The following is a 24,976-nucleotide window of genomic DNA, read 5'->3' on the forward strand; positions in this document are numbered from 1 at the left end:
CCATGGCTGACGACGCTTTCGTCCTCGGCGGCACCACGTACTCCTCGCGCCTGATCATGGGCACGGGCGGGGCGCCGAGCCTCGACGTCCTCGAACGCTCGCTCGTCGCCTCCGGCACCGAGCTGACCACGGTGGCGATGCGGCGCGTCAGCGCCGACGTCCACGGCTCGGTGCTGTCGGTCCTGGAGAAGCTGGGCATCCGGGTGCTGCCGAACACCGCGGGCTGCTTCACCGCGGGCGAGGCGGTGCTGACGGCCCGCCTCGCGCGCGAGGCGCTGGGCACGGACCTGGTCAAGCTGGAGGTCATCGCGGACGAGCGCACCCTCCTGCCGGACCCCATCGAACTGCTCGACGCCGCCGAGACGCTGGTCGACGACGGCTTCACCGTCCTGCCGTACACCAACGACGACCCGGTCCTGGCCCGCAAGCTGGAGGACGTGGGCTGCGCGGCGGTCATGCCGCTGGGCTCCCCCATCGGCTCCGGGCTCGGCATCCGCAACCCGCACAACTTCCAGCTGATCGTCGAGCACGCGCGCGTGCCGGTGATCCTGGACGCGGGCGCGGGCACGGCGTCCGATGTGGCGTTCGCCATGGAGCTGGGCTGCGCCGGTGTGATGCTCGCCTCGGCGGTGACCCGCGCCCAGGAGCCGGTCCTCATGGCCGACGGGATGCGGCACGCGGTGGAGGCGGGACGGCTCGCGTACCGCGCGGGGCGGATCCCGAGGCGCCATTTCGCCGAGGCGTCCTCGCCCCGGGAGGGGCGCGCGGACCTCGATCCCGAGCGCCCCGCCTTCTGACGCCTCCGCCGGTCACAGCTCTGCTGCAGTACGGGTCCGGTCCTGCCGCACGGGACCGGGCTGTCGGTCGCTCCTCGTAGACTCCCTGCGTGGACACGACCCTTCAAGACCCGCTGCTCGGGCATGTGCTCGACAACAGGTACCGCATCGACGCACGCATCGCGGTCGGCGGGATGGCCACGGTCTACCGGGCCGTGGACACCCGCCTCGACCGCGTGCTCGCGCTCAAGGTGATGCATCCGTCGCTGGCGGCCGACGCCTCGTTCGTCGACCGGTTCATCCGCGAGGCCAAGTCGGTGGCCCGGCTCTCGCACCCCAATGTGGTGGGTGTCTTCGACCAGGGCACCGACGGCCCGTACGTCTATCTGGCGATGGAGTACATCGCGGGCTGCACGCTCCGCGACGTCCTGCGCGACCGCGGGGCACTGCGGCCGCGCGCGGCACTCGACATCCTGGAGCCGGTGCTCGCCGCGCTCGGAGCGGCGCACCGCGCGGGTTTCGTGCACCGCGACATGAAGCCGGAGAACGTGCTGATAGGGGACGACGGCCGGGTGAAGGTCGCCGACTTCGGCCTCGTCCGCGCCGTCGACACGGTCACCAACACCACGGGATCGGTCCTCGGCACGGTGTCCTATCTGGCGCCCGAGCAGATCGAGCACGGCACGGCGACGCCCTCGGTGGACGTCTACGCGTGCGGGGTCGTCCTGTACGAGATGCTCACCGGCGGCAAGCCGCACCTCGGGGACTCCCCCGCGCAGATCCTGTACAAGCACCTGAACGAGGACGTGCCGCCGCCCTCGGCCGCCGTCCCCGGCCTGCCCTACGAGCTGGACGAGCTGGTCGCCTCGGCGACGGCGCGCACGCCCGGGGTCCGGCCGTACGACGCGGTGGCGTTCCTCGCCCAGGTCCGCGCGGCCCGGGCGACGCTGTCCGACGCCCAGCTGGACGCGGTGCCGCCGCAGGCCCACGAGACGGAGCACGTGGGGGCCGACGACCGGACGAGCGTGATCCCGCGCGCGGCCGGCGCCACCTCGGTCCAGCTGCCGCTGCCCGTCCAGGACGAGGAGCAGTACCACCGCACGAGCGTGCTGCAGACCCCGCCGCCCATGCCGCCGGCCCCACCGCGCGGCACCGGCGGCCGTCCGCGCCGCGGCCTCTTCGTGATCATCGCGGCGGTGCTGCTGGCCCTGGGGATCGGCACGGGCGTCTGGTACATCAACTCGGGCCAGTTCACCAAGGTCCCCAGGATCCTGAGCCAGAGCCGGGCCGAGGCCGAGCACCGCGTCGAGGCGGCGGGCCTGAAGGTCGGCACGGTCACCGAGAAGTACAGCGACGCCTTCGACCGGAACTCGGTCATGGGCAGCGACCCGGCGCCCGGCAGCCGCATCAGGGACAACGGCACGGTGAACCTGACCGTGTCCAAGGGCCCGAAGACGGTCAAGGTTCCCGATCTCAGGGGCACCCCGCTGGACAGGGCCAGGAGCGGGCTCAAGGGCGCGGGGCTCTCGCCGGGCATGGTGACCAAGGCGTTCAGCGAGGACGTCCCCAAGGGCTCCGTGATCAGCTCGGACCCGAAGGCGGGATCGACGCGCAACGCGGGCGCGGCGGTCGCCCTCGTCGTCTCCAAGGGCTCCCCCGTCGACGTCCCGGACGTCACCGGCGAGTCCCAGGAGGAGGCGGTCGCCGATCTGGCGGACGCGGGCCTGAAGGCGAGGATCGCCGCGGAGCGGGTCAACTCGGACGAGGACAAGGGCGATGTCGCCGAGCAGTCGCCGGGCGAGGGCAAGCAGCTCGCCGAGGGCGACACGGTGACCCTGACGATCTCCAAGGGCCCGGTCATGGTGAAGGTCCCGGACGTCACGGGCATGAAGGTCGACGAGGCCACGTCCACGCTGGAGGACGCCGGGTTCCAGGTCGACGAGGACCGGGGACTGCTCGGGCTCTTCGGCGACCACGTGGACAAGCAGTCCGTGCAGGGCGGCGACGAGGCCCCCAAGGGATCGACGATCAAGATCACGATCAGGTAGTGCGCCGGGCCCGGGGCGAGCGCCGCCCCGGCGCCGGGCCGCCCGCGGCCACCATGGCACCCTGGGCCTGGTGAACAGCAGCATCCGCAACCCGATCGGCGGTCACGTCCCCGTGGCCGGCGGCCTCGCCTCCGTAGGACTGTCCTACGCGCGCGACCTCAGGGCCGAGACCGTCCAGGTCTTCGTCGCCAACCCGCGCGGCTGGGCCACTCCCACCGGCAATCCCCGGCAGGACGAGGAGTTCCGCGCCGCGTGCGCCGCCGAGAACATCCCCGCGTACGTCCACGCGCCCTATCTGATCAACTTCGGGTCGCACACCGAGGCCACGGTCGAGAAGTCCGTGGAGTCGCTGCGCCACTCCCTGCGGCGCGGCCGTGAGATCGGCGCCCTGGGCGTGGTCGTGCACACCGGTTCCGCCACCGGCGGCCGGCCGCGCGAGGTCGCGCTGGCGCAGGTCAGGGAGCACATGCTGCCGCTGCTCGACGAGCTGACGCACGACGACGATCCGTTTCTGCTCCTGGAGTCGACCGCCGGGCAGGGTGCGTCGCTCTGCTCGCGGACCTGGGACTTCGGCCCGTACTTCGACGCGCTCGACCGGCATCCGAAGCTGGGCGTCTGCCTCGACACCTGCCACATCTTCGCGGCGGGCCACGACCTGACCGGTCCGGCCGGCATGAAGCAGACCCTCGACCTGCTGGTGGAGACGGTCGGCGAGGGCCGCCTGAAGCTGATCCACGCCAACGACTCCAAGGATGTCGCGGGCGCCCACAAGGACCGGCACGAGAACATCGGCTCCGGCCACATCGGCGCCGACCCGTTCCGCGAGCTCATGGCGCACCCGGCGACCGAGAACGTTCCCCTGGTCATCGAGACGCCCGGCGGCAAGGAGGGGCACGCCGCGGACGTGGCCCGCCTCAAGGAACTGCGTCCGTAGCGATTGTCCCCCTCGGGGCGGAATACCCCTGGGGGGTATACGGTTCTTTTCGGTGACAGGAACCGTGACGGACGCTGGGGGACCCATGCGGCACGACGAGCACACCGCGCAGCAGCACACGCAGCACACGCAGCACAGCCACGAACACACGCACGACCACCATCACGGGACCGGCAGGGTCAGCTGGTCGACGGCGGCCCAGGCCACCCTGCACTGCCTCACCGGCTGCGCCATCGGCGAGGTCCTCGGCATGGTGATCGGCACCGCGCTGGGCTGGGGCAATGTCCCGACGATGGTGCTGGCGATCGTGCTGGCCTTCGTCTTCGGCTACTCGCTCACGCTGCGCGGGGTGCTGCGGGCGGGCGTCGGTTTCCGGACCGCGTTCCGGGTGGCGCTCGCCGCCGACACGCTGTCGATCGCCGTCATGGAGCTGATCGACAACGGGGTCGTCGCCCTGTGGCCGAGCGCCATGGACGCCCACCTCGACGACGTGCTGTTCTGGGGCGCCCTGGCCGTGTCCCTCGCGCTGGCCTTCGTGGTGACGACGCCGGTCAACCGCTGGATGATCGGCCGCGGCAAGGGCCACGCGGTGGTGCACCGGTACCACCACTGAGGCGGGGCTCCCGGGGCGGGACCGGGCTCAGAGCTCGGGCCCTTCCCCGGGCCCCTCCTGGTACGAATAGCGCTGCTCGCGCCACGGGTCCCCCACGTTGTGGTACCCGCGCTCCTCCCAGAAGCCCCGCCGGTCCGCGGTCATGTACTCGACGCCGCGGACCCACTTGGGGCCCTTCCACGCGTACAGGTGCGGCACCACGAGACGCAGCGGGAAACCGTGCTCGGCGGTGAGCTGTTCACCGCCCTTGTGGGTGGCGAAGATCGTGCGCTCGGAGACGAAGTCCGAGAGCCGGAGGTTGGAGCTGAAGCCGTACTCGGCCCAGACCATCACATGGGTGACGTCGGGGGCCGGCGGTGCCAGTTCGAGCACGGTCGAGGCCCGCACCCCGCCCCACTCGGCGCCGAGCATGCTGAACTTGGTGACGCAGTGCAGATCACCGACCACGGTGCCGTACGGCAGCGCCGAGAACTCCTCGTGGTTCCAGGTGTGCTTGTCGCCGTCGGCGGTGGCCCCGAAGACCCTGAACTCCCAGCGCTCGGGGCGGAACTTGGGCACCGGTCCGTAGTGCGTGACGGGCCAGCCGCGCTGCAGACGCTGTCCCGGCGGAAGCTCCTGCTGCGCCGCTCCCCCAGACTCGCGTTCCACCGGATGACCCATGCCTCCATCCTGACAGACCCCGGGCAGTGGACGTGACCACGCGGGCGCCGGCGGGCGACAGTCGATCATCGATTCGGGCAACTCCTACTAAGCGTGCACTTACTGGACGGGTTTCCGCCCCGGTGCGAGGATGCGCGAAACCTGCCCAGTCCACCCGCTTGGAAGGAGCCTCTGCGATGCAGGGCGACCCCGAGGTCATCGAATTTCTCAACGAGCAGCTGACCGCCGAGCTCACCGCGATCAACCAGTACTTCCTGCACGCGAAGATGCAGGAGAACTTCGGCTGGACGAAGCTCGCGAAGTACACCCGGGCCGAGTCGTTCGACGAGATGAAGCACGCGGAGGTACTGACCGACCGGATCCTCTTCCTGGACGGCCTGCCCAATTACCAGCGGCTCTTCCACGTCCAGGTCGGTCAGACGGTCACTGAGATGTTCCAGGCCGACCGGCAGATCGAGGTCGCGGCGATCGACCGGCTGAAGCGGGGCATCGAGGTGATGCGGGCCAAGGGCGACATCACGTCCGCAAACATCTTCGAGTCGATCCTCGAGGACGAGGAGCACCACATCGACTATCTCGACACGCAGCTGGAGCTGGTGGAGAAGCTGGGCGAGCCGCTGTACATCGCGCAGCTCATCGAGCAGCCCGAGAGCTGATCGGTCCGACAGCCGGTCAGGCCGCTTCGGGGAGTTCGGCCCGGGGTGCGAGTGCCACCGCGGCCTCGCCCTGCTCGACGAGTTCCCTGCGGGGGCACGCGCCCCGGCCCAGCAGTGCCTGGATCCGGCGGACGCACGAACCGCAGTCGGTGCCGGCCTTGCAGGCCGAGGCTATCTGGCGGGGCGTGGAGGCACCGTCGTCCGCGTGCTTCCTGACCTGCGCCTCGGTGACGCCGAAGCAGTTGCAGACGTACACGCGGGTTCACCTCCCGGTCGGGACGAAGTCGACGCTCATCAGTGGTGCCGTCCCGATTTGTCGGTGAGGCTAACCTAACCTTACCCGGCCTCCCGGGAGCACAAAAGTGCCGTGGGGCGCGGATCCCTGTGATCCGCGCCCCACGGCATGACGCGTGGTCGCCGAACGTCACTGGTCGCGGTACATCTCCGCCACCAGGAACGCGAGGTCGAGCGACTGGCTGCGGTTCAGGCGCGGGTCGCAGGCCGTCTCGTAGCGCTGGTGCAGGTCGTCGACGAAGATCTCGTCGCCGCCGCCCACGCACTCGGTGACATCGTCACCGGTGAGCTCGACGTGGATGCCGCCCGGGTGCGTACCGAGCTCCTTGTGGACCTCGAAGAAGCCCTTGACCTCGTCGAGCACGTCGTCGAAGCGGCGGGTCTTGTGCCCGGAGGCCGCCTCGTACGTGTTGCCGTGCATCGGGTCGGTGATCCAGGCGACGGTCGCGCCGGAGGCGGTGACCTTCTCGACCAGCTCGGGCAGCTTGTCGCGGACCTTGTCGGCGCCCATGCGGACGATGAAGGTCAGCCGGCCGGGCTCGCGGTCGGGGTCGAGGCGCTCGATGTACTGCAGCGCCTCCTCGGCCGTCGTGGTCGGGCCGAGCTTGATGCCGATCGGGTTGCGGATCTTCGAGGCGAACTCGATGTGGGCGCCGTCCAGCTGCCGGGTGCGCTCGCCGATCCAGACCATGTGGCCCGAGACGTCGTACAGGTTCCCCGTGCGCGAGTCGACGCGGGTCAGCGCCGACTCGTAGTCGAGCAGCAGCGCCTCGTGGGAGGCGTAGAACTCGACCGTCTGGAACTCGGCCGGGTCGGTGCCGCAGGCGCGCATGAAGTTCAGCGCGTTGTCGATCTCGCGCGCCAGCTGCTCGTAGCGCTGGCCCGACGGGGACGACTTCACGAAGTCCTGGTTCCAGGCGTGCACCTGGCGCAGGTCCGCGTAGCCGCCCGTGGTGAAGGCGCGCACCAGGTTCAGCGTCGAGGCGGACGCGTGGTACATCCGCTTCAGGCGCTCGGGGTCCGGGATGCGGGCGGCCTCGGTGAACTCGAAGCCGTTGACCGAGTCGCCGCGGTAGGTCGGCAGGGTGACGCCGTCGCGGGTCTCGGTCGGCTTGGAGCGCGGCTTGGAGTACTGGCCGGCGATCCGGCCGATCTTCACGACCGGCACCGAGGCGGCGTACGTCAGCACGGCGCCCATCTGGAGCAGGGTCTTGAGCTTGTTACGGATGTGATCTGCGGAGACGGCGTCGAAGGCCTCGGCGCAGTCGCCGCCCTGGAGGAGGAACGCCTCTCCCTTGGCGACGGCCGCCAGGCGGGTACGCAGCTGGTCGCACTCGCCTGCGAAGACGAGCGGCGGATACGACTCGAGGTCCGCGATCACATCGCGCAGAGCCTCGGCATCGGGGTACTCGGGCTGCTGCGCCGCGGGCAGGTCTCGCCAGGTGTTGCCAGCGCTCGCGCTGGTCTTAGCGTTCACGGTCACCTCGCCAACACTACGGGGTCGTGTCGCGTGTCCATTCCGGCGCTCATCTTTTGAGACGCGGCAGACACGCTTGAGCCCCCACTCGGGTATGGTTCCGCACATGTTCGCGCAGTTTTCGACCCGCACCTGGTGGTGGACCGCACATCCGGCGGCCCACTGACTGCGCGTATCCGAATCCGCGAAGGCCGCCCGAGGGGCGGCCTTCAGTGTTTTCCGACACCAGCGGCGGCCGTTCCTCCCGACCGACTCTCCTCCGAAAGTCACTGGAAGGAACACCTGCCGTGTTTGCTCCGATCCACCAGCTCCTCACCGACGACCGCCCGTTCGCCCTGCTGCGCCGCCGCACCCCGGGGCGCGACCACGACACGGTCGAGGTCCTGATCGGTCCGGTCGGCACGTACGACAGGCTCGCGGACATCCCGGAGGGCCTGGCGCTGGTCCCCTTCCGGCAGATCCGCGAACGCGGCTTCGACGTCCGTGACGACGGGACCCCGCTGACCGTCCTGCGCCCCGAGGAGTCGTACGAACTTCCGCTCGCCGAGGCGCTGCGGCAGCTGCCCGGGCACGCCGTGGACGTCCGGGACGGGGGCTTCGACATCGACGACGACACCTACGCCGGCATCGTCGGCCGGGTGCTGAGCGAGGAGATCGGGCGGGGCGAGGGCGCGAACTTCGTGATCCGCAGGACGTACGAGGGTGAGATCCCGGGATTCTCACGGGCCGACGCCCTCGCGCTGTTCCGGCGACTGCTCGACGGTGAGCGCGGCGCGTACTGGACGTTCGTCGTGCACACCGGTGACAGGACGCTGGTGGGCGCGAGCCCCGAGGTGCACGTGCGGATGTCCGGCGGCACCGTCGTCATGAACCCCATCAGCGGCACCTACCGCTATCCGGCGGCCGGCCCCACCCCGGACGACCTGCTCGATTTCCTCGCCGACGGCAAGGAGATCGAGGAGCTGTCGATGGTCGTCGACGAGGAACTGAAGATGATGTGCACCGTCGGCGACCAGGGCGGCGTCGTGATCGGTCCACGCCTGAAGGAGATGGCGCACCTGGCGCACACCGAGTACGAGCTGCGCGGGAGGTCGACCCTCGATGTGCGCGAGGTGCTGAAGGAGACGATGTTCGCGGCGACCGTCACCGGGTCGCCGGTGCAGAACGCGTGCCGGGTCATCGAGCGGCACGAGGTCGGCGGGCGCGGGTACTACGCGGGCGCCCTCGCGCTGGTCGGGCGGGACGCGGGCGGCGCCCAGACGCTCGACTCGCCGATCCTGATCAGGACCGCCGACATCGACACGGCGACCGGGCGGCTGCGGGTGCCGGTGGGCGCCACCCTCGTGCGCGGCTCGGACCCGCGCGGCGAGGTCGCCGAGACGCACGCGAAGGCCGCCGGAGTGCTGGCCGCCCTCGGGGTGCGGCCGTCGCGGCCGCGTGCGGAGAGCGCGCGCCCGGCCCTGGCCGACGACCCGCGGGTGCGGGCGGCGCTCGACGGGCGCCGGGCCTCCCTGGCCCCGTTCTGGCTGCGGATGCAGGAGCGGGCCGACCGGCTGAGCGGGCACGCGCTGGTGGTGGACGGCGAGGACACGTTCACCGCGATGCTGGCGCACGTGCTGCGCTCCTCGGGGCTCGACGTGAGCGTGCGGCGCTACGACGACGGGGGCGTGGAGGGGCTGCGGGAGCGGGTCCTCGCGCACGAGGGGCCGGTCGTGCTCGGCCCGGGTCCCGGCGATCCGTCCGACCTCGCCGACCCGAAGATGCGTTTCCTGCGCTCCCTGACCGCCGAGGTGCTGCGTACGCACGGCCACGGTGTGCTCGGCGTCTGCCTCGGGCACGAGCTGATCGCGGCCGAGCTGGGCCTGGACATCGTCCGCAAGGAGGTGCCGTACCAGGGGGCGCAGACCGACATCGACCTGTTCGGCTGCACGGAGACCGTCGGGTTCTACAACAGCTTCGTGGCGGCGTGCGACGACGAGGCCGCGCGCGAGCTGGCCGCCCACGAGGTGGAGGTCGCCCGGGACGCCGGCGGTGAGGTGCACGCGCTGCGCGGCCCCGGGTTCGCGTCGGTCCAGTTCCACCCGGAGTCGGTGCTGTCGCTGCGCGGCGCCGGGATCGTGCAAGAGCTGATGGGTCAGCTGGCGGTCGGCACCAGGACGTTCTCGGAGCGCCGGCCCGCCTGATAGTCGAGGACGTTCTTCACCGTGGCCTCGATGATCTGCCCGACCGCGTCCACGGTGTAGTACGCCTGGTGGGACGTGACCAGCACGTTCGGGAAGGTGACGAGGCGGGCCAGGGTGTCGTCCTCGACCACGTCGAGGGACTTGTCGAGGAAGAACAGGCCCGCCTCGGCCTCGTAGACGTCGAGGCCCACGCCCGTGAAGCGGCCCTCGCGGAGCTCGGCGACCAGCGCCTTGGTGTCGATGAGGCCGCCGCGGCTGGAGTTCACCAGGATCGCGTCGTCCTTCATCGTGCGCAGCGCGGCGGCGTCGACGATGTGCTCGGTGGCGGGGAGCAGCGGTACGTGCAGGCTGATCAGGTCGGCCTCGGCGAACAGCTGCTCCTTGTCGACGTACTTCATGCCGAGGGCGGTGCAGTTCGGGTTCTCGGCGACGTCCCAGCCGAGCAGGTTCATGCCGAAGCCGTGGGCGATCCGGGTGAACGCCTCGCCGATCTTGCCGGTGCCGAGGACGCCGACGGTGCGGCCGCGCATGTCGCGGCCCATCAGGCCGTCGAGGCGGAAGTCGAAGTCGCGGGTGCGGATGCTCGCCCGGACGATGCGCCGGTTGACGGCCATCACGAGGGCCCAGGCGAACTCCGCGACCGAGTACGGCGAGTAGTACGAGACCCGGGACACGGTCAGGCCCAGGCGCTCGGCGACCTCCAGGTCGATGTTGTTGAAGCCGGTGGAGCGCTGGGCGATCATCTGCGTGCCGCCGGCCGCGAGGGTCTGCAGGACACGGTTGTTCAGGGTGGCGTTGACGCTGGTGGAGATGATCTCGTAGCCCGCCGCGATGGGGGCCGTGTCCTCATTGAGGAAGACGTCGAGGCAGCGGACGTCGTGATGCCCCGCGAAGGCCTTCTCGATGAGGGGCTTTTCGTCCGATTGCACACCAAAAGCGAGAATCTCCATGGGGTGAGTCTAGGCCGATCAAGCCCCTCCGGCGATTGAGGAGCGGGGTCCGGGGCGGAGCCCCGGAACCACCTCAGCCGAAGAAGACGCCGACCTCCTCGTAGAGCGCAGGGTCGACGGTCTTCAGCCGAGCCGTCGCCTCCGCGATGGGCACCCGCACGATCTCGGTCCCCCGCAACGCGACCATGGCCCCCCAGTCCCCGTCCCGCACGGCGTCGATCGCGTGCAGCCCGAACCGCGTGGCCAGCCAGCGATCGAAGGCCGACGGAGTCCCTCCGCGCTGCACATGGCCGAGAACGGTGGTGCGGGCCTCCTTGCCGGTGCGCTTCTCGATCTGTTTCGCCAGCCATTCGCCGACCCCGGACAGCCGCACGTGCCCGAAGGAGTCGAGCGACTCGTCCTTGAGGACCATGTCGCCGTCGCGCGGCACAGCGCCCTCGGCGACGACCACGATCGGCGCGTACGAGGCCCGGAAGCGGGAGGTGACCCAGGCGCAGACCTGATCGATGTCGAAGGGCTGTTCGGGTATGAGGATGACGTTGGCGCCGCCGGCGAGCCCGGAGTGCAGGGCGATCCACCCCGCGTGCCGGCCCATGACCTCGCAGACGAGGACCCGCATGTGCGACTCGGCCGTGGTGTGCAGCCGGTCGATCGCCTCGGTCGCGATGCCGACGGCCGTGTCGAAGCCGAAGGTGTAGTCGGTGGCGGAGAGGTCGTTGTCGATGGTCTTCGGAACGCCGACGGCGTGGACGCCGTACTCGTCGGTGAGGCGTGCGGCGACGCCCAGGGTGTCCTCGCCGCCGATCACGATGAGCGCGTCGACCTCCTGCGCGGCCAGGTTCTCCTTGACCCGGCGGACCCCGCCCTCCGCCTGGAAGGGGTTGGTGCGCGAGGAGCCGAGAATGGTGCCGCCCCGGGGCAGGATGCCGCGGACCGCCGGGATGTCGAGACGGACGGTGTCGTTCTCCAGGGGACCACGCCAGCCGTCCCGGTATCCGACGAAGTCATAGCCGTACTCCTGGACGCCCTTGCGGACGATGCCCCGGATGACGGCGTTGAGCCCGGGGCAGTCGCCGCCGCCGGTCAGTACTCCGACCCTCATCGCGTAACTCCCTTGTCACGGTGAGCAGTTCAGGAAACTGTCCCGCGCGGCGTCACGCGTCGTCCAGACCCCGTTCGATCGCGTACCGGACGAGTTCGACGCGGTTGTGCAGCTGGAGCTTGCCGAGGGTGTTCTGCACGTGGTTCTGCACCGTGCGGTGGGAGATGACCAGCCGCTCGGCGATCTGCTTGTAGCTCAGGCCCTTCGCGACCAGGCGCAGCACCTCGGTCTCGCGGTCGGTCAGCTCGGGCGCCTTCGGCCCGTTCGTGTCGGCGGCGGGCGCGGGCTCCGAGGCGAGGCGGCGGTACTCGCCGAGCACGAGCCCCGCGAGGCCGGGCGTGAACACCGGGTCGCCGACGGCCGTGCGGCGCACCGCGTCGATCAGCTCGTCCGTCGATGCGGACTTGAGGAGATAGCCGGTCGCGCCGGACTTCACCGCCTCCAGGACGTCCGCGTGCTCGCCGCTCGCGGACAGCACCAGGACGCGCAGCGCGGGGAACGCGGCGACGAGCTCCTTGCAGACCTGGACGCCGGGCTTGGCCGGCAGGTTCAGGTCCAGGACGAGGACGTCGGGGGCCGCGGCCCGGGCGCGGCGCACCGCCTGCTCGCCGTCGCCCGCCGTGGCGACGACGTCGAAGCCCGCGGCGGCCAGGTCGCGCGCGACGGCGTCGCGCCACATCGGGTGGTCGTCGACCACCATCACTCTGATCGCCTGCTGTCCGGCCGGCTCCTGCTCGGCACGCTGTTCGCTCATCGCTCCTGTCCCGCCTTCCCCCGTGCGGCCCTGCCGGGCCGGTTCACTTCTTCTTCGGTACGTGCAGTTCGACCTCGGTGCCCTGACCGGGTACGGAGATCAGCTCGGCGGTGCCGCCGATGTCGCGCAGTCTGCCCCGGATGGACTGGGCGACGCCGAGCCTGCCCTCGCCCTCGGCCTGGGCGAGGCGGCCCTCCGGGATGCCGGGTCCGTCGTCCCGTACGGTCACGATCACCGCCTCCGGCTCGTCCTCCACCAGGATCCAGGCCCGCGCTCCCTCACCCGCGTGCTGTCGCACATTGTCCAGGGCGGCACTGACAGCGGCGGCCAGTTCGCGGGCGGCGGCGGACGGCATCAGCACGGCGGTGCCGGGTGCGGAGAAGGTGGTCAGGGCGTTGGCGTGCGGGGCGAGCAGCGGGCGCAGGTCCCGCGGTCCTTCGGTACCGGGCGGCGCGTCGGCCTCGGCATAGGTGGTGACGGCCCGGACGACCGCCCCCTGGGACAGGTCCTCCGAGGCGCGGGACGGCTGGCGCAGCCCTTCGGCGACCAGGGTGCGCAGCGCGATCTCCTGCTCGCCCGCCATCCGGCCCAGCTCGGCGGCCTCGCCGCCCAGGGCGGTGCCGCGCCGCTGCACCATGGCGAGGACCTGGAGCACGCTGTCGTGGATGTCGCGGGCCAGCCGCTCCCGCTCCCGGGTGGCGGCCTCGATCTCCAGGGCGCGGGCGAGGGTGCGCTCGGAGGCGCGGGCCACCTCGACCACGTAGCCGATCGCTATGCCGGCGATGCAGACCAGCAGGACGTTGTGGACGGTGCTGCGGCTGATGTCGCCGCGCTGCACCACGTTGGCCGCGCCGATCAGCACCGACGCGAAGGCCGCCCAGCGCCAGCCGCCCTTGAGCGCCCAGGCGAGGACCGCGCCCGCCGTCCAGATCGACGGCAGCGTCGAGCCGCCGGTGACCGCCCGCTCGTGCCCCGCGACCGGGGAGAGCAGGATGCCGGTGACCGCGACGGCCAGGTCGATGGTGAGGAACCGCTTGGTGCAGCGCCGGGCGCCCGACACCTGGGGCAGCGTCGCCAGGGTCCACACCGCGAGCACGGCGTAGTAGGCGATGCCGACCCAGGGCCGCTCGTACACCTCGTACGCGGAGGCGAAGAGCCCGATCGCGTACACCACCGTCAGTACGCGGTAGGCCGTCAGGGCACGCCACAGCGGCTGCTCCACCGACATCCGCACCACGCGTTCCCGCCGGGTCGCGCTCCCCATGTCCCCCACCCCCCGAAAAGACGGCGCCGCTAGGGCCTGTCTGGCAATTCCCGTCTGCCCCGCTCCCCGTCCTTCTCCCCGGACTTCTGCGCTTCCTTCTGCGCTTCCTTCTGCGCTTCTTTCTGTGCTTCTTTCTGTGTTTCCTTCTCGGCCTTCGCCGCCTCCGCGATCTGCCGCTTGGCGGCGGTCGCGTACATGTCGACGTACTCCTGGCCGGAGAGCTTCATGATCTCGTACATGACCTCGTCGGTCACGGCCCGCAGCACGAACCGGTCGCCCTCCATGCCCTGGTAGCGGGTGAAGTCGAGCGGCTTGCCGATGCGGATGCCCGGGCGCATGAGCTTGGGCAGCACCTTGCCCGGCGGCTGGATCTTCTCCGTGTCGATCATCGCGACCGGGATGACGGGCGCGCCGGTGGCCAGCGCCACGCGCGCGAGACCGCCGGGCTTGCCGCGGTAGAGCCGACCGTCGGGCGAGCGCGTGCCCTCCGGGTAGATGCCGAACAGCTCGCCGCGCTCCAGGACCTCGATGCCGCTCTTGATGGCGGCCTCGCCCGCGCCGCGCGAACCGGAGCGGTCCACCGGCAACTGCCCGACGCCCTTGAAGAAGGCGGCCGTCAGCTTGCCCTTGACCCCCGGAGTGGTGAAGTACTCGGCCTTCGCGATGAAGGTGACCTTGCGGTCGAGCATCGTCGGCAGGAAGAAGGAGTCGGAGAAGGAGAGGTGGTTGCTGGCCAGGATCGCCGGGCCGGTGGCCGGAATGTTCTCCAGACCCTCCACCCACGGCCGGAAGCCGAGCTTGAGCGGCCCCCCGATGGCCACCTTCATTGCGCCGTAGATCAACCCTCTGCCTTCCCTCGTTCCCCGGACCCCGTACACGGACACGTACGCGGATCGGCCCGAGGATCAGACCTTAACCCGCAGGGCCGCCGGAGGGCCCGACGACCCTGGTCGGTGTCAGTCCGGTCGCGTACGGTGAAGACCTCACTCCCGATGCCCCGATGCCCCCGACATACCCACGAACAGGAGACCGAAGGTGCCGGTCCTTCCTGGAGCCGAGCCGTACCGCCACGACGGCGGCGAGATCGGCGTCCTCCTCTGTCACGGCTTCACCGGAACACCCCAGTCCCTGCGCCCCTGGGCGGAGTATCTGGCGGAGCGCGGTCTGACCGTCTCGCTCCCCCTGCTGCCCGGGCACGGCACCCGCTGGGAGGACCTTGCGGTCACCGCCTGGCAGGACTGGTACGCGGAGGTGGACCGCGCCCTTCGCGATCTCAGGGAGCGCTGCGCGCGGGTCTTCGTCTTCGGTCTGTCGATGGGCGGCGCGCTCGCGCTGCGGCTCGCGGCCCGCCATGGGGACGACGTGGCGGGTCTCGTTCTGGTGAACCCGGGGAACAAGGTGCACGGCCTGGCCGCGCACGCGCTCCCCGTCGCGCGGCATCTGGTCCCCAGCATCAAGGGCATCGCCAGCGACATCGCCAAGGAGGGCTCGGAGGAGGTCGGCTACGACCGGGTGCCGCTGCACGCCGCGCACCAGCTGCGCCACTTCTTCCGGCTCGTCGACCGTGAGCTGCCGCAGGTGACCCAGCCGCTGGTGGTGCTGCACAGCGTGCGGGACCACGTGGTGCCGCCCGCCGACTCCGCGCGCGTGCTCAGCCGTGTCTCGTCGACGGACGTCACCGAGATTTTGCTGGAACAGAGCTACCACGTCGCGACGTTGGACCATGACGCGGACCGGATCTTCGACGAGAGCGTCGCGTTCATCGACCGGATCGCCCCCCGCGCCGGCCAGACCTCCGGCGAGGGCGGGACAGGCCCCGGCGAGAGCGCGGAAGGGACGGCCAGCGGTGGCTGAGCAGGAGGAGCGGCGGGACCCCGAGAACCACGAGCCGGAGCAGCCGGACGGACAGCAGTCCGACCCGCTGCTGCCGGCCGACGAGGACGCCGCGTGGGCCGCGATCGTCGCCGGGTACGGGGAGGAGCCGCCGGACCCGCCGGGCGCCAAGCCCTTCAAGTCGGTGGAGGACCTGGCGCTCCTCGACCCCGAGACCAATGACTCCCCCGACTCCGGACCGCGCGAGGACACCCCGGGGCCGCTCGGCTCCTCGGTCTCCTTCGCCCCGGGTGTCGCCGCGACCCCGGGCCCGCGCGACTACTCGGCGTCCGAGCCGTCCGACGACGACCTCGGGGACGACGACGAGGGCCACTTCGTCCAGCCGGACCCGGAGCTCCCGGAGGCCGACGTCACCTCGAAGTTCGCCTGGCTGGCCGTGGTCGGCGGCCCGCTGCTGCTGCTCCTCGCGGTGCTGCTCGGCTGGGACATGACCTGGTGGCTGGCGACGCTCTGCATCGGCGGCTTCCTCGGCGGCTTCGCGACGCTGGTCGCCCGGATGCAGCCGGGCGACGAGGAGGACGACGACCCCGGGCGCGGCGCGGTCGTCTGACCCGCGGGTGTACGAGGACCGAGGCCCGGCCGGAGCTTTCCGGCCGGGCCTTCGTCGTGCCGGAGGGAACCCGATCGGGGTCTGCGGCGAAGTACCGGTGAACCAGCCCAAGCCTTCAAGGCGTTCACACGGACGAAAGGAGCCCCGATGGCCGTCGGACCCCGGGAGCATCGGCCGCATCCGCACGGCGAGAGCGATGCCCGGGCGATCGAACGGTCGCGGGAGGAGCCCGAGCAGTTCGCCGCCCTCTTCGACCGGTACGCCGACGCCGTGCACCACTACGCGGCGCGGCGGCTGGGCCCCGAAGCGGCGGAGGATCTGACCGCGGAGACCTTCACCACCGCCTTCAAGCAGCGCCACCGCTTCGACCCGGCCAGATCCGACGACGCCCGCCCGTGGCTCTTCGGGATCGCCACCAACCTCGTAGGCCGGCACCGCAGGGCGGAGGCGCGCCGCTTCAAGGCGCTGTCCCGCCTGCCGGAGCCGGTCGAGCACGAGGAGCCGGTGGCCGATCGCGCGGTGTCCCGGGCCGGCGCGCACGATCTGCGCCGGGAACTGGCGGCCGCCCTCGCCGCCCTGCCGGCGCGGCAGCGGGACGTGCTGCTGCTCGTGGCCTGGACCGACCTCAGTTATGACGAGGCGGCCGAGGCCCTGGGGGGTGCCGGTGGGCACGGTCAGGTCCCGCCTGAGCCGGGCTCGCAGCGCGTTGCGTGAAGCACTGGGCGGTACCGATCCGACCGCTCCGACCGCCCTCCGGGAGGCATCCGCCCATGACTGACCGCGAATTCGATCTGGCCCTCGACGAACTGAGCACCTGGGAGGGGGACGCCGCGCCCCTCGACCCCGCCGCCCGCCACCGGGTCCGTACCCGCCTGCTGTCCGCGATGGAGACCCGCCGCCGCCCGCTGTGGCAGCGGACCGGTCCGCGGATCGCCGTGTCGGGCCTGGCCACAGCCGCGATCGCCGCGACCGTGCTGGTGGCGGTGCGCGACGACGGCGGTTCCGCCGCCGCCCGGCCGGCCACGGCCCAGCGGACCGAACAGCCCGCGATGCGGCCGGTGTCGGCCCGGACCGTGCTGACCGGAGCCGCCGCCTACGACCGCGAGCACTCCCAGGCCCCCACGACACCACCGCGCGACGACCAGTTCATCTACACCAAGGAGATCGTCAAGGAGACGAACCGGAAGACGGGCGGGACCAGGACGTACGTCGACGAGATCTGGCGCTCGGTCGACGGCTCGCAGCGCTCCTGGATCATGGAGATCGGCAAGGGCTGGTGGTCGGAGCCCCTGAAGAAGAACGAGAGTTCCTGGCCGCCGCAGGACTGGCGGACGCTGGAGAAGCTGCCCACCGACCCGGACAGGCTGATCCTCTCGCTGCTCCACAAGACCGGCGGGTCCGCCAGGAACGGCTCGCTCGACGGCATCACCGACCAGGACTGGTCCCTCATCCACTTCAGCCTCGCCGGACTGCTCAAGCTCGTCCCGGTGATGCCCGAGGGCCTGCGCCCGGCGGCGTTCGAGGCCCTCGGCAAGGTGCCGGGGGTGAAGACGGTGCCGAACCAGAAGGACGCGAAGGGCCGGACCGGCGTGGCGATCACGTACGACGACCCGACGCTCCCCAAGGGCGTCACCAGCTTCGGCGGCTACTTCATCTTCGACCCGAGGACCTACGAGTTCCTGGGCTCCGAGGACGACCGCTCCTCCGGTGACGGCGCGAAGAAGAAGACGTACACCCAGCTCTCCTACCTGGACAGCTGGGCGATCACCGACAAGGTGAAGCAGCGCCCGTAGCTCACGCGGCGGGGATTCTGAGGGCGGCCAGGACCGGCAGATGGTCCGTGGCCGCCCTCAGTTCGTCCGTGTCGAGGAAGTCCGGCACCCCGCACCCCAGCACCTCCACGCCCTTGGTGGCCAGGATCGCGTCGATCCGCTGATGGGGGTCGTCCGGCGTCGAGGTGTACTCGCCGCCCCAGGGCGCCTTCGCCCAGCAGTCCTGGAGCGCCGCGCCGAGGCGCCGGAAGGTCCGCCCGTCCGGCCGCTCGTTGAGGTCGCCGCCCGCGACGGCGTGCTCGACGCCCAGCTCCGCGATCCGGTCGAGCAGCAGCCCGCCCTGCGCGTACCGCTCGTCCTTCTGCAGGCTCAGGTGGCAGCTGATCACGCCGAGCCGTGCGCCGCCGAACCGTACGACGGCGGTGGCGAAGCCGCGTCGGTGCAGGCCGGGGGTGAGCGGGAGCAGCACGTCCTCGGTGCGCTCGACGGTGGCGCGCAGGGAGCAGAGCAGCGCGGGCCCGGCGGCGCTGCCGCCGCCGGAGAGGTAGACCAGGTTCGCGGCGCGGGCGAGCCGGGCGAGCTGCTTGCGCCAGCGGAAGAACCGCGGCGCCTCCTGGATGAGCACCAGGTCAGGGGCGCAGGCCTTCATCACCCGGGCGAGGGCGACCGGGCTGTCGCGCATCGAGCGGATGTTGTAGCTGAGGACGCGGATGACGGCCGAACCGTCGGGTTCCGTACCGGAGTTGGGCAGTTCGGAAAGATCTCTGAGGGAGCCGGAGTCCATGACGATCAAGATACGCCGGTGCCCGCCGCCCCCGGGGGGAACGACGGGCACCGGGCCGTACGGATGTCACATGACGGGGTCGGGCTCCCGCGCCAGGTCGGCGGCGCCGACCAGGCCCGCCTTGTTGCCGAGCTGGGCCGCGATCACGTCGGCCACCGGCCGCCAGTTGCCGCCGACCAGCCAGCGCTTGTACGACCTGCGGATCGGGTCGAGGACCAGCTCGCCCTCGTCCGACAGGCCGCCGCCGACGATGAACGCCGACGGGTCGAAGAGCGAGGCCAGGTCGGCCAGGCCCGCGCCGGCCCAGCGGGCCAGCTCGCGGTAGGAGTCGACGGCCACCAGGTCGCCCTGCCGGGCGGCCATGGAGATGTGCTTGCCTTCGATGCCCTCGGGGGTGCCGTCGCCGAGCGACAGCAGGTACTCGGCGCTCTCCGGCGTCGCGTTGGCCCGCTGGCGGGCGTAGCGCACCAGGGCGCGCCCGGACGCGTACTGCTCCCAGCAGCCCTGCGAACCGCAGCCGCACAGCAGGCCGTCCGGCACCATGCGGATGTGGCCGAACTCGGCGGCGACGCCGAAGTGGCCGCGGCGCAGCTTGTTGCCGATGATGATGCCGCCGCCGAGGCCGGTGCCGAGCGTGATGCAGATGACGTTGCGGTGGCCCTTGCCGGCGCCGAACTTGTACTCGCCCCAGGCCGCCGCGTTCGCGTCGTTCTCCACGACGACGGGCAGGCCTACGCGGCCCTCGACCTTCTCCTTGAGCGGCTCCTGGCGCCAGTCGATGTTCGGCGCGAAGTACACGGTGGAGCGCTGACGGTTGACGTATCCGGCGGCACCGATGCCGACGCCGACGATCTCGTGTCCGGCCCTGGCACCTTCCACGGCCGAGGCGATCGCGTCCACGATCCCGTCAGGCGTGGAAGGCGTCGGCACCTTGAACGTGGAGAGGATGTTCCCCTCCTCGTCGACCACGCCGGCCGCGATCTTCGTGCCGCCGATATCGACGCCGATGGTGAGTCCCATGAATCCCTCAGTTCGGTCGAGCCCCGCTACGGCCCACCGTACCTGAGCGCCTGCGGACGGCAGGTGCTCGCCGGGGTTCAGTCGAGGTCGATTTGCTCCCCGCCGGGGCCTTCGTCCTGCCCCTTGCGGGGCTGGGGCGGCCGGGGCTCCTGGGAACCCTTGGTCCAGCGCCGCTCCTGGCCCTCGACCGCGGAGCGGTAGGCGGCGAGCAGCTCGGACCCGGCGGCGGCGAGGTGGTCGAAGACGTCGGAGTTGCGCTCGATGACGGGCTCGACGACGGACCTGGCCTGCCGCACGACCTGCCGGGCGACCTGCTCGGCGGTGCCCTGCGCGACGGAGCCGAGGAAGGGGGCCTGGCCGCCGGAGAGACCGGAGAACTCGGAGATCTTGTCGGCGACCGCGTCGACGAGCTTCTTCAGCTCCTCGGCGGCCGAGCCGGGCGGCGCCCCGTGCTCGGCGCGGCGGCGGGCCTTCTCCTCAGCGAGGTCCTCGGCACACGCCTTCTCCCACGCATCGGCGTCTACGGGCTTCTCGGTGGCGTCGCTCATGGCGCTGACTCCTGCGGAGAGCTGAGTGTTTCCTGAACCGGTTGCATCTTCGACGTTACCCGAACGGGTGCAAGGGGTTCACCGTGCTTGCGGCCACAGATCCGGGTCGGGCGCGAACCGTACGCACAGTTCCCCGTCGACCAGACCGGCTCCGGCGACGGTGCAGCGGCGCGGGGCGGAGGGCAGCGGGACGATCCGGCGGAAGGGGCCGGCCCCGATGACCAGCTCGTCGCCCCGGCGCACCAGGCTCAGCTCCTCGCGGACGGCGCCGGGCAGCGGGATCCGCCAGACCAGTACGCCGTCGTCCGCGAGCCGGTCCTCGACGGGCCAGGTCACCGCGGGTACGGCGGCCGTGGGCGGCGGCACGTCCAGGTCGGCGGGGCGCGGGTCGCGCCCCAGGTGCGCGATCCCGTGCGTCTCGTGCTGCCACTCGGCGACGATCTTGCGCTGCCGGGCCGCGGCGTCGGCGAGCCAGGGGTCGGTGGAGCCGTCGGGCAGGAGGCGGTTGGCGAGCACCGCGTCGAGGCGCAGCCCGTGCAGCGCGAGCCCGGCGACGGTGGTGCGCAGGATCTCGGCGGCGGCCTCGGTGGGCTCGACGACGAGGCGTACGGAGGTGTCGGCGGCGTCGATCACGGCCTGCGCGGCGGCGAGTTCGCCGTCCCAGCGGGTGGCGGCCTCGTACAGCCACTCCGCGGGCATCGGCACTCCGGCGAGCCGGCCGAGGACGGGCCGCAGCGCGCGGGCGGCCTGCCGTTCGGCGGGCAGCAGCCGGCGCAGATAGCGGCGCAGCTGCTCGGGCAGGGCGAGCAGGGCGACGGCGTGCGGGGCGGCCGGGAGGTCGACGACGACGAGGTCGTACGGTCCGTCGGCGCTGTCGCGCAGGGCGCGCAGCAGGGCCAGCTCCTCGGCTCCGGGCAGCGCGGTGAGTTCGTCGCCGTCGAGCCGGGAGGCGCCCAGCAGATCGAGTCCGGAGGCGGCCCGCTCCTGGAGCGCGAGCAGATCGGCGCGGAAGTCGTCGGCCGGGGTGAGCCGGGTGACGGTGACGCCGGGGAGATCGTCCGCGGTGCCCGTGGGGTCCGAACCGATCAGGCGGACGCGCGCGCCGTCCCGGGCGGCCCGGAGAGCGGTGGCGGAGGCGACGGACGTCGTGCCGGAACCGCCGGGGCCGGTGACGAAGAGGGTGCGCATGAGCCTTGAGGCTACCGTCAGGTCGGCACGGCCCTCCGGGGGCCGGGGGCGCTACTTGGCGGCGCCCGACTCCACCCACTTCTTCAGTCCGGCGAGCGCGCGGTCCGTGATGACCTTCTCGGCCTTGCGCTTGATCATCCCGAGCAGCGGGATCTTCACGTCGACGGTCAGGGAGTAGGTGACCTCGGTGCCCGAGCCGGTGGGGGTGAGGACGTAGGACCCGTCGAGGGAGCGCAGCATCTGCGACTTCACCAGCGACCAGGACACCTCGTTCGGACCGGTCCAGGTGTACTTCAGGACCTGGTCGTCCTTGATCGCGCCGGCGTCCATGACGAGCCGGACCTGCTCGGCGCGGCCGGCGTCGTCGGTCTCGAGGACCTCGGCCTCCTTCACCTCGCCCGTCCAGTCCGGATAGCGGGCGAAGTCGGCGATCACCCCCATGACATCGGCCGGTGCCGCCTCGATCGTGATGCTCGAACTGGTGTGTTCCGCCATCGCCGTGGCTCCTCCGGATACCGGTCAGGGGTGGGTGTGCCGCGCTGGGGTGCTGACGTGCGTGCGCGTCGCGTGCAGGCTATCGCGCGCGAGTGGCCGCGCCGTCACCACTCCAGGGCCCAGGGCCTGCCCGAACCCGCGAAATGGCCGACGTTGACGCATTCCGTGGCGCCGATCCGCATCCGCCGGGCCAGCGGCTGGTGGACGTGGCCGAACAGGGAGTAGCGGGGGCGGGTCCGGCGGATGGCGTCGAGCAGGGCCCGGCTGCCGCGCTCGAACCGCCGCGCCACGGTGTCGTACACCAGGTCGGGCACCTCGGGCGGGATGTGGGTGCACAGCACGTCGACCTCGCCGACGGCCTCGATCTTCGCGGCGTACTCCTCGTCGTCGATCTCGTACGGGGTGCGCATCGGGGTGCGCAGGCCGCCGCCGACGAAGCCGAAGACGCGGCCGCCGATCTCGACCCGCTGTCCGTCGAGCACGGTCGTGCCCGGCCCGGCGTACTCGCTCCACAGGTGGGGGACGTCGACATTTCCGTACGTGGCGTACGTCGGCGTGGGGAAGGCGGCGAACAGCTCCGCGTACTGCTTGCGCACGGCTTTTTCGATGGCGGGCCTACGGTCGACGCCCGCCCACAGGCGCGCTCCGAACTCCCGTGCCTCGTCGAAACGGCGGGCGGTGCGCAACTCCACGAGACGGGAGGCGTTCGCCTTTCCGAACAAGTCCGGGAAAATGCCGCGCGAGTGATCCGCGTAGTCGAGGAAGAGCACCAGGTCACCGAGGCAGACGACAGCGTCCGCCCCGTCTCCGGCCCGTGCGAGGTCGGTGGAGTTTCCGTGCACATCGCTGACCACATGAACGCGCATGCGATCACCCTAGGACGACCGGCCTAAGGTGGGTAGAGCCCGCCGGACCTGCGGTTACTTCCGAGTCGGGAAACTCCTGGACTACTGTGCGCAGAGCACCGCCGTGACGTGTGACGCAGCGAACATCTGGCCTGGACCCCCTACCGAAAAAGCAGTACTGGTGGGTAACGTCCGGGCAGTCCAGTCGTGCTCAGTTCAACCAGATCGACCAGTTCAGGGACTGAGCACCTGCCCGATCTTGGACCGCACCGACGCAGCACACAGAGTCGTGGCGCCGGCGCCCTATGAGGAGCAGCAGTCTTGCGCGAGTTCAGCCTTCCGGCTTTGTACGAGGTCCCTGCCGACGGCAATCTGACCGACATCGTCCGCAGAAACGCCGCGCAGCATCCGGACGTCGCCGTCATCGGCCGCAAGACCGACGGTACCTGGCAGGACGTCACCGCGACCGCCTTCCTCGCCGAGGTCCGCGCCGCGGCCAAGGGCCTGATCGCCTCCGGTGTGCAGGCGGGCGACCGCGTCGGCCTCATGTCCCGTACGCGCTACGAGTGGACGCTGCTCGACTTCGCCATCTGGAGCGCGGGCGCGGTCACCGTCCCGGTCTACGAGACCAGCTCGCCGGAGCAGATCCAGTGGATCCTCGGTGACTCCGGCGCCGTCGGGATCGTCGTCGAGTCGGACGCGCACTCCGCGGCCGTCGACTCCGTGCGCGGCACGCTGCCGCACCTCGCGCACGTCTGGCAGATCGACGCGGGCGGGGTCGAGGAGCTGAACCGGGCCGGCGCCGAGGTGCCGGACACCACGGTCGACGAGCGCAGCGCCGTCGCCAAGGCCGACGACCCAGCGACCATCGTCTACACCTCGGGCACCACGGGCCGCCCCAAGGGCTGTGTGCTGACCCACCGCAGCTTCTTCGCGGAGTGCGGCAATGTGGTGGAGCGCCTGAAGCCGCTGTTCCGCACGGGCGAGTGTTCGGTCCTCCTCTTCCTCCCGGTGGCGCACGTCTTCGGCCGGCTGGTGCAGGTGGCCTCGCTGATGGCCCCGATCAAGCTGGGCCACGCCCCGGACATCAAGAACCTCACCGACGAGCTGGCGGCCTTCCGCCCGACCCTGATCCTCGGTGTCCCGCGTGTCTTCGAGAAGGTCTACAACTCGGCGCGGGCCAAGGCGCAGGCCGACGGCAAGGGCAGGATCTTCGACAAGGCCGCGGACACGGCGATCGAGTACAGCCGCGCGCTCGACACCCCCAAGGGCCCGTCGCTGGCGCTGAAGCTGAAGTACAAGACGTTCGACAAGCTGGTCTACAGCAAGCTGCGGGCCGTGCTCGGCGGGCGCGGCGAGTACGCGATCTCCGGCGGCGCGCCGCTCGGCGAGCGGCTCGGCCACTTCTTCCGCGGCATCGGCTTCACGGTCCTGGAGGGCTACGGCCTCACCGAGTCCTGCGCGGCCACCGCCTTCAACCCGTGGGACCGGCAGAAGATCGGCACGGTCGGCCAGCCGCTGCCGGGCTCGGTGGTCCGGATCGCCGACGACGGCGAGGTGCTGCTGCACGGCGAGCACCTGTTCACGGGCTACTGGAACAACGAGGGCGCGACGGAAGAGGCCCTGGCCGACGGCTGGTTCCACACCGGTGACATCGGCACCCTCGACGAGGACGGGTACCTGCGGATCACCGGCCGCAAGAAGGAGATCATCGTGACGGCCGGCGGCAAGAACGTCGCCCCCGCCGTCATCGAGGACCGCATCCGCGCGCACGCGCTGGTCGCCGAGTGCATGGTCGTCGGGGACGGGCGGCCGTTCGTCGGCGCGCTCGTCACGATCGACGAGGAGTTCCTCGGCAAGTGGGTCACCGACCACGGCAAGCCCTCCGGGTCGACGGTGGCGTCGCTGCGCGAGGACGCCGATCTGCTGGCCGCGATCCAGTCGGCGGTGGACGACGGGAACGCCGCCGTGTCCAAGGCCGAGTCGGTCCGCAAGTTCCGCATCCTGGGGGCGCAGTTCACCGAGGAGTCGGGGCACTTGACGCCGTCGCTGAAGCTGAAGCGAAACGTTGTGGCGAAGGACTACGCCGACGAGATCGAGGCCATCTACCGGGCCTGACCGTTCAGCGCGCCCCTGAAGCGAGCGAAGCTCGCCCTCAGGGGCGCGGGGA

The 24,976-nt window shown here is 71.2% G+C and carries 25 protein-coding genes and 1 pseudogene; 12 read left to right on the forward strand and 14 right to left on the reverse strand.

Annotated features, from left to right (window positions below; genetic code table 11):
* Positions 1 to 2: 2 nt before the first annotated feature.
* The 4 genes from ABII15_RS10825 (at position 3) to ABII15_RS10840 (ending at position 4,371) form a co-directional block, all read left to right on the forward strand.
* Positions 3 to 797 (forward strand): thiazole synthase, encoded by a 795-nt coding sequence (locus ABII15_RS10825; protein WP_353942081.1) that lies wholly within the window; start codon positions 3 to 5, stop codon positions 795 to 797.
* Between the two features lie 89 nt (positions 798 to 886).
* On the forward strand, positions 887 to 2,824 hold the full coding sequence (gene pknB, locus ABII15_RS10830) for a Stk1 family PASTA domain-containing Ser/Thr kinase (RefSeq protein WP_353942082.1): 1,938 nt from the start codon (positions 887 to 889) through the stop codon (positions 2,822 to 2,824).
* Positions 2,825 to 2,894: 70 nt separating this feature from the next.
* Positions 2,895 to 3,758: a deoxyribonuclease IV gene (locus tag ABII15_RS10835; protein WP_353942083.1), complete on the forward strand. Its 864-nt coding sequence runs from the start codon at positions 2,895 to 2,897 to the stop codon at positions 3,756 to 3,758.
* 85 nt (positions 3,759 to 3,843) lie between these two features.
* The gene (locus tag ABII15_RS10840; protein WP_353942084.1) at positions 3,844 to 4,371 is read left to right on the forward strand and encodes a DUF4396 domain-containing protein; all 528 of its coding nucleotides are present in this window, start codon (positions 3,844 to 3,846) and stop codon (positions 4,369 to 4,371) included.
* Between the two features lie 27 nt (positions 4,372 to 4,398).
* Here ABII15_RS10840 and ABII15_RS10845 read toward each other — a convergent pair whose 3' ends face one another.
* Positions 4,399 to 5,031: a sulfite oxidase-like oxidoreductase gene (locus ABII15_RS10845; RefSeq protein ID WP_353942085.1), complete on the reverse strand. Its 633-nt coding sequence runs from the start codon at positions 5,029 to 5,031 to the stop codon at positions 4,399 to 4,401.
* A 176-nt stretch (positions 5,032 to 5,207) separates the two neighbouring features.
* Between ABII15_RS10845 and bfr the strand changes: the two genes are divergently transcribed.
* Complete coding sequence (gene bfr / locus ABII15_RS10850; protein ID WP_111661814.1) at positions 5,208 to 5,687, forward strand: bacterioferritin; 480 nt, start codon at positions 5,208 to 5,210, stop codon at positions 5,685 to 5,687.
* 16 nt (positions 5,688 to 5,703) lie between these two features.
* Here bfr and ABII15_RS10855 read toward each other — a convergent pair whose 3' ends face one another.
* Both ABII15_RS10855 and ABII15_RS10860 read right to left on the reverse strand, forming a co-directional pair.
* Positions 5,704 to 5,943: a (2Fe-2S)-binding protein gene (locus ABII15_RS10855; RefSeq protein WP_353942086.1), complete on the reverse strand. Its 240-nt coding sequence runs from the start codon at positions 5,941 to 5,943 to the stop codon at positions 5,704 to 5,706.
* A gap of 168 nt (positions 5,944 to 6,111) precedes the next feature.
* Positions 6,112 to 7,464, reverse strand: a complete 1,353-nt coding sequence (locus ABII15_RS10860; RefSeq protein WP_353942087.1) for a class II 3-deoxy-7-phosphoheptulonate synthase — start codon at positions 7,462 to 7,464, stop codon at positions 6,112 to 6,114.
* Between the two features lie 100 nt (positions 7,465 to 7,564).
* Here ABII15_RS10860 and ABII15_RS10865 point away from each other — a divergent pair, with 100 nt between their 5' ends.
* Both ABII15_RS10865 and ABII15_RS10870 read left to right on the forward strand, forming a co-directional pair.
* A complete protein-coding gene (locus tag ABII15_RS10865; protein ID WP_353947020.1) occupies positions 7,565 to 7,624 on the forward strand; it encodes a trp operon leader peptide in 60 nt (19 codons plus the stop codon).
* 121 nt (positions 7,625 to 7,745) lie between these two features.
* Entirely contained in the window at positions 7,746 to 9,641 is a 1,896-nt protein-coding gene (locus tag ABII15_RS10870; RefSeq protein WP_353942088.1) for an anthranilate synthase family protein, read from the forward strand.
* On the opposite strand, the gene ABII15_RS10875 is transcribed toward ABII15_RS10870, so the two are convergent.
* From ABII15_RS10875 to ABII15_RS10895, 5 genes are all read right to left on the reverse strand, one after another.
* Positions 9,593 to 10,591, reverse strand: coding sequence for a 2-hydroxyacid dehydrogenase (locus ABII15_RS10875; protein WP_353942089.1), 999 nt, complete (start codon positions 10,589 to 10,591; stop codon positions 9,593 to 9,595). The genes ABII15_RS10870 and ABII15_RS10875 overlap by 49 nt on opposite strands.
* A gap of 73 nt (positions 10,592 to 10,664) precedes the next feature.
* Positions 10,665 to 11,693, reverse strand: coding sequence for a 6-phosphofructokinase (locus ABII15_RS10880; RefSeq protein ID WP_353942090.1), 1,029 nt, complete (start codon positions 11,691 to 11,693; stop codon positions 10,665 to 10,667).
* Between the two features lie 52 nt (positions 11,694 to 11,745).
* Positions 11,746 to 12,447, reverse strand: a complete 702-nt coding sequence (locus ABII15_RS10885) for a response regulator transcription factor (protein WP_353942091.1) — start codon at positions 12,445 to 12,447, stop codon at positions 11,746 to 11,748.
* Between the two features lie 43 nt (positions 12,448 to 12,490).
* A complete protein-coding gene (locus ABII15_RS10890) occupies positions 12,491 to 13,711 on the reverse strand; it encodes a DUF5931 domain-containing protein (protein ID WP_353942092.1) in 1,221 nt (406 codons plus the stop codon).
* Between the two features lie 29 nt (positions 13,712 to 13,740).
* Complete coding sequence (locus ABII15_RS10895; RefSeq protein WP_353947021.1) at positions 13,741 to 14,538, reverse strand: 1-acyl-sn-glycerol-3-phosphate acyltransferase; 798 nt, start codon at positions 14,536 to 14,538, stop codon at positions 13,741 to 13,743.
* A gap of 208 nt (positions 14,539 to 14,746) precedes the next feature.
* Between ABII15_RS10895 and ABII15_RS10900 the strand changes: the two genes are divergently transcribed.
* The 4 genes and pseudogenes from ABII15_RS10900 to ABII15_RS10915 all read left to right on the forward strand — a co-directional run bounded on the left by ABII15_RS10900 (position 14,747) and on the right by ABII15_RS10915 (position 17,947).
* Positions 14,747 to 15,565 carry an alpha/beta fold hydrolase gene (locus ABII15_RS10900; RefSeq protein ID WP_353942093.1) on the forward strand — a complete coding sequence of 273 codons (819 nt, stop codon included), beginning with the start codon at positions 14,747 to 14,749 and terminating at the stop codon, positions 15,563 to 15,565.
* Positions 15,558 to 16,154, forward strand: a complete 597-nt coding sequence (locus ABII15_RS10905) for a hypothetical protein (protein WP_353942094.1) — start codon at positions 15,558 to 15,560, stop codon at positions 16,152 to 16,154. The genes ABII15_RS10900 and ABII15_RS10905 overlap by 8 nt, the downstream gene beginning before the upstream one ends.
* Before the next feature lie 147 nt (positions 16,155 to 16,301).
* Positions 16,302 to 16,932, forward strand: a pseudogene (locus ABII15_RS10910) (RNA polymerase sigma factor).
* Complete coding sequence (locus ABII15_RS10915; protein ID WP_353942095.1) at positions 16,925 to 17,947, forward strand: CU044_5270 family protein; 1,023 nt, start codon at positions 16,925 to 16,927, stop codon at positions 17,945 to 17,947. The pseudogene ABII15_RS10910 and the gene ABII15_RS10915 overlap by 8 nt, the downstream one beginning before the upstream one ends.
* A gap of 1 nt (position 17,948) precedes the next feature.
* Here the strand turns inward: ABII15_RS10915 and ABII15_RS10920 are convergent, their stop codons facing one another.
* The 6 genes from ABII15_RS10920 to ABII15_RS10945 all read right to left on the reverse strand — a co-directional run bounded on the left by ABII15_RS10920 (position 17,949) and on the right by ABII15_RS10945 (position 22,827).
* Positions 17,949 to 18,710, reverse strand: a complete 762-nt coding sequence (locus ABII15_RS10920) for an endonuclease/exonuclease/phosphatase family protein (protein WP_353942096.1) — start codon at positions 18,708 to 18,710, stop codon at positions 17,949 to 17,951.
* A gap of 66 nt (positions 18,711 to 18,776) precedes the next feature.
* On the reverse strand, positions 18,777 to 19,730 hold the full coding sequence (locus ABII15_RS10925) for an ROK family glucokinase (RefSeq protein ID WP_353942097.1): 954 nt from the start codon (positions 19,728 to 19,730) through the stop codon (positions 18,777 to 18,779).
* 77 nt (positions 19,731 to 19,807) lie between these two features.
* Complete coding sequence (locus ABII15_RS10930) at positions 19,808 to 20,278, reverse strand: DUF5304 domain-containing protein (RefSeq protein WP_353942098.1); 471 nt, start codon at positions 20,276 to 20,278, stop codon at positions 19,808 to 19,810.
* 78 nt (positions 20,279 to 20,356) lie between these two features.
* The gene (locus tag ABII15_RS10935; RefSeq protein WP_353942099.1) at positions 20,357 to 21,466 is read right to left on the reverse strand and encodes an ArsA-related P-loop ATPase; all 1,110 of its coding nucleotides are present in this window, start codon (positions 21,464 to 21,466) and stop codon (positions 20,357 to 20,359) included.
* Positions 21,467 to 21,517: 51 nt separating this feature from the next.
* Positions 21,518 to 21,961, reverse strand: coding sequence for an SRPBCC family protein (locus tag ABII15_RS10940; RefSeq protein ID WP_353942100.1), 444 nt, complete (start codon positions 21,959 to 21,961; stop codon positions 21,518 to 21,520).
* A gap of 104 nt (positions 21,962 to 22,065) precedes the next feature.
* Positions 22,066 to 22,827 carry a metallophosphoesterase gene (locus tag ABII15_RS10945; protein ID WP_353942101.1) on the reverse strand — a complete coding sequence of 254 codons (762 nt, stop codon included), beginning with the start codon at positions 22,825 to 22,827 and terminating at the stop codon, positions 22,066 to 22,068.
* Positions 22,828 to 23,127: 300 nt separating this feature from the next.
* On the opposite strand from ABII15_RS10945, the gene ABII15_RS10950 reads away from it, so the two are divergent.
* Positions 23,128 to 24,924: a long-chain fatty acid--CoA ligase gene (locus ABII15_RS10950; RefSeq protein WP_353942102.1), complete on the forward strand. Its 1,797-nt coding sequence runs from the start codon at positions 23,128 to 23,130 to the stop codon at positions 24,922 to 24,924.
* Positions 24,925 to 24,976: the final 52 nt, after the last annotated feature.

The sequence above is a fragment of the Streptomyces sp. HUAS MG91 genome, from assembly GCF_040529335.1.
Taxonomy (GTDB): domain Bacteria; phylum Actinomycetota; class Actinomycetes; order Streptomycetales; family Streptomycetaceae; genus Streptomyces; species Streptomyces tabacisoli.